This window comes from Streptomyces sp. WELS2, from assembly GCF_013870595.1.
GTDB lineage: Bacteria > Actinomycetota > Actinomycetes > Streptomycetales > Streptomycetaceae > Streptomyces.
Genome location: NZ_JACBWZ010000533.1, coordinates 1 through 4,467, shown reverse-complemented (window position 1 = coordinate 4,467; position 4,467 = coordinate 1). Strand labels below are relative to the sequence as shown.

4 protein-coding genes are annotated in these 4,467 nt (G+C 73.2%); 2 read left to right on the top strand and 2 right to left on the bottom strand.

What is annotated here, in order from left to right; genetic code table 11:
• Positions 1–2,925: FAD-binding and (Fe-S)-binding domain-containing protein (locus tag H5J33_RS24960; RefSeq protein ID WP_181797121.1), on the bottom strand; the 2,925-nt coding region annotated here is incomplete at its 3' end.
• A 126-nt stretch (positions 2,926–3,051) separates the two neighbouring features.
• On the opposite strand from H5J33_RS24960, the gene H5J33_RS24955 reads away from it, so the two are divergent.
• A complete protein-coding gene (locus tag H5J33_RS24955; protein ID WP_181797120.1) occupies positions 3,052–3,489 on the top strand; it encodes a MarR family winged helix-turn-helix transcriptional regulator in 438 nt (145 codons plus the stop codon).
• Positions 3,490–3,600: 111 nt separating this feature from the next.
• The gene (locus H5J33_RS24950) at positions 3,601–4,185 is read left to right on the top strand and encodes an isochorismatase family protein (protein ID WP_181797119.1); all 585 of its coding nucleotides are present in this window, start codon (positions 3,601–3,603) and stop codon (positions 4,183–4,185) included.
• 77 nt (positions 4,186–4,262) lie between these two features.
• Here H5J33_RS24950 and H5J33_RS24945 read toward each other — a convergent pair.
• Positions 4,263–4,467, bottom strand: a 205-nt coding sequence (locus H5J33_RS24945) for a hypothetical protein (protein WP_220212725.1), incomplete at its 5' end; no start/stop codon positions are given.

Below are 4,467 nucleotides of genomic sequence, written 5' to 3'. Positions count from 1 at the left end.
CCGTTCGGGCCGGTCGCTGGGCAGGTTGCCGTCGAGGGCGAACGCGAGAGCCTCGGCGAGGTGCAGCGCGCGGCGGCCGGTGGAGCCCTGTTCGATCTGGGTACGGCAGCTGAAGCCGTCGGCGATGACGAGGCTGTCGGGGGCGGCGCCGCGCACGGCGGGCAGGACGCCCAGTTCGCCGACGGCCATGGACACCTCGTGGTGGCCGCGTTCGAAGCCGAAGTTGCCGGCCAGGCCGCAGCAGCCCTCGTCGAGCACCTCGGCGTCGATGTGGGCGCGGCGCATCAGTTCGCGGTCGGCGTCGAACTTCATGACGGCGTGCTGGTGGCAGTGGGTCTGCACGGTGGCCCGCCGGGCCAGTCGCGGCGGCTGCCAGTCGTCGGGGGCGTGGTGGACGAGGTGTTCGGCGAAGGTGCGCACCTGCCCGGCCAGCCGCTGTACGTCCTGGTCGCCGGGCATCAGCTCGGGGGCGTCGGCGCGGAAGACGGCCGTGCAGGAGGGTTCGAGGCCGATGACGGGCGTACCGGCCTCCAGGTAGGGCCGCAGCACACCGAGGGTCCGGGTCAGCACCTTTTTCGCGGTGGCGAGTTGACCGGTGGAGATCCAGGTCAGTCCGCAGCACACAGGTTCGGTGGGGACGGCGACGTGGAAGCCGGCGTCCTCCAGGACGCGGACGGCGGACCGGGCGATGGCGGGGTGGAAGTAGGTGCTGAAGGTGTCCGGCCACAGCACGACCGTGCGCGGGTCGGCCGGGTCCGGTTCCGGCCGGCCGCGGGAGCGCCACCACTGGAGGAAGGACTCCTCGGCGAACACCGGTGCCTGGCGGGCCGGGTCGACGCCGGCGAGCCGCTTGCCGAGGCCGGCCAGTCCGGGGGCGTGCAGCGCGGAGTTCACCAGCCGGGGCGCGGTGCGGCTGAGCCGGGCCCAGACCGGGAGCCAGCCCATGGAGTAGTGGGCCATGGGGCGTTTGCGGCCCGCGTAGTGGTGCGAGAGGAACTCGGCCTTGAGGGTGGCCATGTCGACGCCGGTCGGGCAGTCCGACTTGCAGCCCTTGCAGGCCAGGCAGAGGTCGAGCGCGTCGCGGACGGCGGTGGAGCGCCAGCCGTCCTCGACCACGGAGTCCGGGTGTCCGCCGAGCATCTCGAACAGCAGCCGGGCCCGGCCGCGGGTGGAGTGCTCCTCCTCCATGGTGGCCCGGTAGGAGGGGCACATGACGCCGCCGGTGTGGCCGCGGCAGTTGCCGATGCCGACGCAGCGCATCACCGCGCGCTTGAAGGAGTGTTCGTCCTCCGGGTAGCCGAAGTGGGTGTCCGGGGTGGCCGGCCGCCAGGCGGGGCCGAGCCGCAGTTGTCCGTCGACCGGGTTCGGGTGGACGACCTTGCCGGGGTTCATCCGGTTGCCGGGGTCGAAGAGCGCCTTCAGCTCGCCGAACGCGGTCACGAGCCGCTCCCCGAACATCCGGGTGAGCAGTTCGCCCCGGGACTGGCCGTCGCCGTGCTCCCCGGACAGGGAGCCGCCGTAGGAGGCGACGAGGTCGGCGGCGCGCTCCACGAAGCGCCGGAAGACGGCCACGCCTTCGGCGGTGCGCAGGTCGAAGGGGATGCGGGTGTGCACGCAGCCCTGCCCGAAGTGGCCGTACAGGGACGGGTGGTCGTAGTCGAACTCGGCGAACAGGTCCTTCAGGTCACGCAGATAGTCGCCGAGCCGTTCGGGCGGTACGGCGGAGTCCTCCCAGCCCTCCCAGGTCTCCCGGTCGTCCGGCGGACGGGCGGTCACACCGAGCCCGGCCTCGCGGGCCCTGAGCATCTTCTGTTCGCGTTCGGGGTCGTCGGAGAACGCGACGTCCGGGTCCTTCTCCTCACGGCCGAGGGCGTGCAGCAGCGCGTGCGCCTGTGCGTCGACGTCCTCCTGGCTGTCGCCGCTGTACTGCACCATCAGCCAGCTGTCGCCCCGGGGCAGCACGGCGAGCGAGTCGAGGTAGGCGCCCTCCTCGCGCATCAGCTGGGCCATCCGGCCGTCCAGGGCCTCCAGTTGGGTGGGGTTGCAGTGCTCCAGCAGGCGGGGTACGTCGTCGGCGGCGGCGCAGATGTCGTCGTAGCCGAGGACGAGCAGGGACTGGTGCGCCGGCACGGGCACGAGGTCGAGTTCGGCGCGCAGGACGGTCACCAGGGTGCCCTCGCTGCCGACGAGCGCCTTGGCCACGTCGAAGCCGTTCTCGGGCAGCAGGGAGTCCAGGTTGTAGCCGGAGACGCGGCGCGGGATCTTCGGGTAGCCGCGGCGGATGTCGGCGAGGTACTCGGTGGCGATGCGGTCCAGGCCGGCGTAGATCTCGGCGAGCCGGCCGCCGCCGGCGATGATCCGTTCCCGCTCGTCGGGCGGGGTGGGGCCGACCCAGGCGCGCTGTCCGTCGTAGGTGAGGATCTCCAGCCGGCGGATGTTGTCGACGGTCTTGCCGTAGGCCTGGGCGGAGGCGCCGCAGGAGTTGTTGCCGATCATGCCGCCGAGCGCGCAGTGGCTGTGGGTGGACGGCTTGGGGCCGAACTGGAGCTTGTAGCGGGCGAGTTGCCGGTTGAGTTCGTCCAGGACGATGCCGGGTTCCACCACACAGGTGCGCCGTTCGGGGTCGACGGAGAGCACGCCGGTGCAGTACTTGCTCCAGTCGATCACCACGGCGGTGTTGGTCGTCTGTCCGGCGAGGCTGGTGCCGCCGCCCCGGGAGAGGACGGGGACGTCGAAGCGCGCGCACACCGACACCGCGCGGGCGCCCGCCTCCACGGTGCGGGGCACGACGACGCCGATCGGGGGCTGCCGGTAGTTGGAGCCGTCCGTGGCGTAGGCTCCGCGGCTGCCCGCGTCGAAGCGGATTTCGCCGTCCACCTCGGCGTGGAGAGCCGCCTCCAGGCGGGACCTGTCCGCAGGGGTCATCTGCGCTCCTTGGGTTCACCGACGTGCTGGCCTGTCCAAGGACCGGCGAGTACCCCGGCAAGCAGTCAGTCAAAACTGAACAGTCCGAACTGGACAGTCCAGGCTGTCGGTCATAGGCTGGCGCGCATGGCCGACATCTCCGACTCCGCCGCCCGTGCCGCGCGCGATCTGCGCGTGGTCTTCAGCAGGCTGCGGCGCCGCATCCGCGAGGTCGCGCAGGACACCGACCTCAGTCCCTCGCAGGAGTCGGCGCTCACCCTGGCCGGCAAGCACGGCGCGGCCACGGCCAGCGCGCTCGCCGCCGCCGAGGGGGTGCGCCCGCAGTCCATGGCCGTCACGCTGGCCGCGCTGGAGCGGCACGGACTGGTCCGCCGGGCCCCCGACCCCGACGACGGCCGCCGCCAGCTGGTCACCCTGACCGACACCGGCCGGGCCCGCGTCGAGGGCAACCGGCAGGTGCGCGAGGAGTGGCTGGCCCGCGCCTTCGAGGACCGTTACACCGAGGAGGAGCGGCGGACGGTCCTCACCGCGCTGGAGCTGCTGGAGCGGCTGTCCGCGCCGTGACCCCGAGGCGTACGGCACGGTCCGGGAAGCCGTCCGGCCACGATGTCCCCTCCCCCCGGCCGTCGTCCCGGCCGGCTCACCCCCGACAGACCCGAAAGGCCCGACCGACCCATGTCGCTCACCACGCTCGACCCCCGTACCGCCCTCGTCGCGATCGACCTGCAGAACGGCATCGTGGCCATGCCCACGCAGCCCCGCCCGGGCCCGGAGGTCGTCTCCCGCACCGCGGAACTCGCCGACGCCTTCCGCTCGCACGGACTGCCCGTGGTCCTGGTCCGGGTCTCCTTCGCCGCCGACGGGGCGGACGCCGTGCCCGGCCGCACCGAACGCCGGCCGCGCGGGCTCGCCTTCCCCGCGGGCTGGGACGTCGTCGTGGACGAGCTGTCCGGCCACCCCGGCGACATCCGGGTCACCAAGCACAACTGGAGCGCCTTCCACGGCACCGACCTGGACGTCCAGCTGCGCCGCCGGGGCATCACGCAGATCGTGCTGACCGGCATCGCGACCAGCATCGGCGTGGAGTCCACCGCGCGCGACGCCTACGCGCACGGCTATCACGTCACCCTCGCCACGGACGCCATGGCCGACGCCGACGGCGACGCGCACGCCAACAGCGTGGAGCGGATCTTCCCGCGGCTCGGCGAGACCGGCACGACCGCCGAGATCGTGGAGCTGCTGGCCAAGACCCGCGGCTGACCTCCGGCCGCTCACGGGGCCGCGCTCGGCGCCGGTCGTTTCCCCGGCCGCCTCCGGGAGCATCCCTCGGGGCGCCGTCAGTCCTCGCCGCGCACGATGGTGTCCTCGGTGTCCGGGCCCGGCCGTCGCCCGGTGGTGCGGTCCAGGACCGCGGGGAGGCAGGTGCGCACTCCCCGGTCCCGGCGCCGGCGGGCCTGGGCCCAGCCGGTCTCCGCGTAGGGTATGGCCGGCTTCGTGTCCGCGTGCGCGGTCATGTCCTCGCTCGTCCTTCCGTGCCCCGCC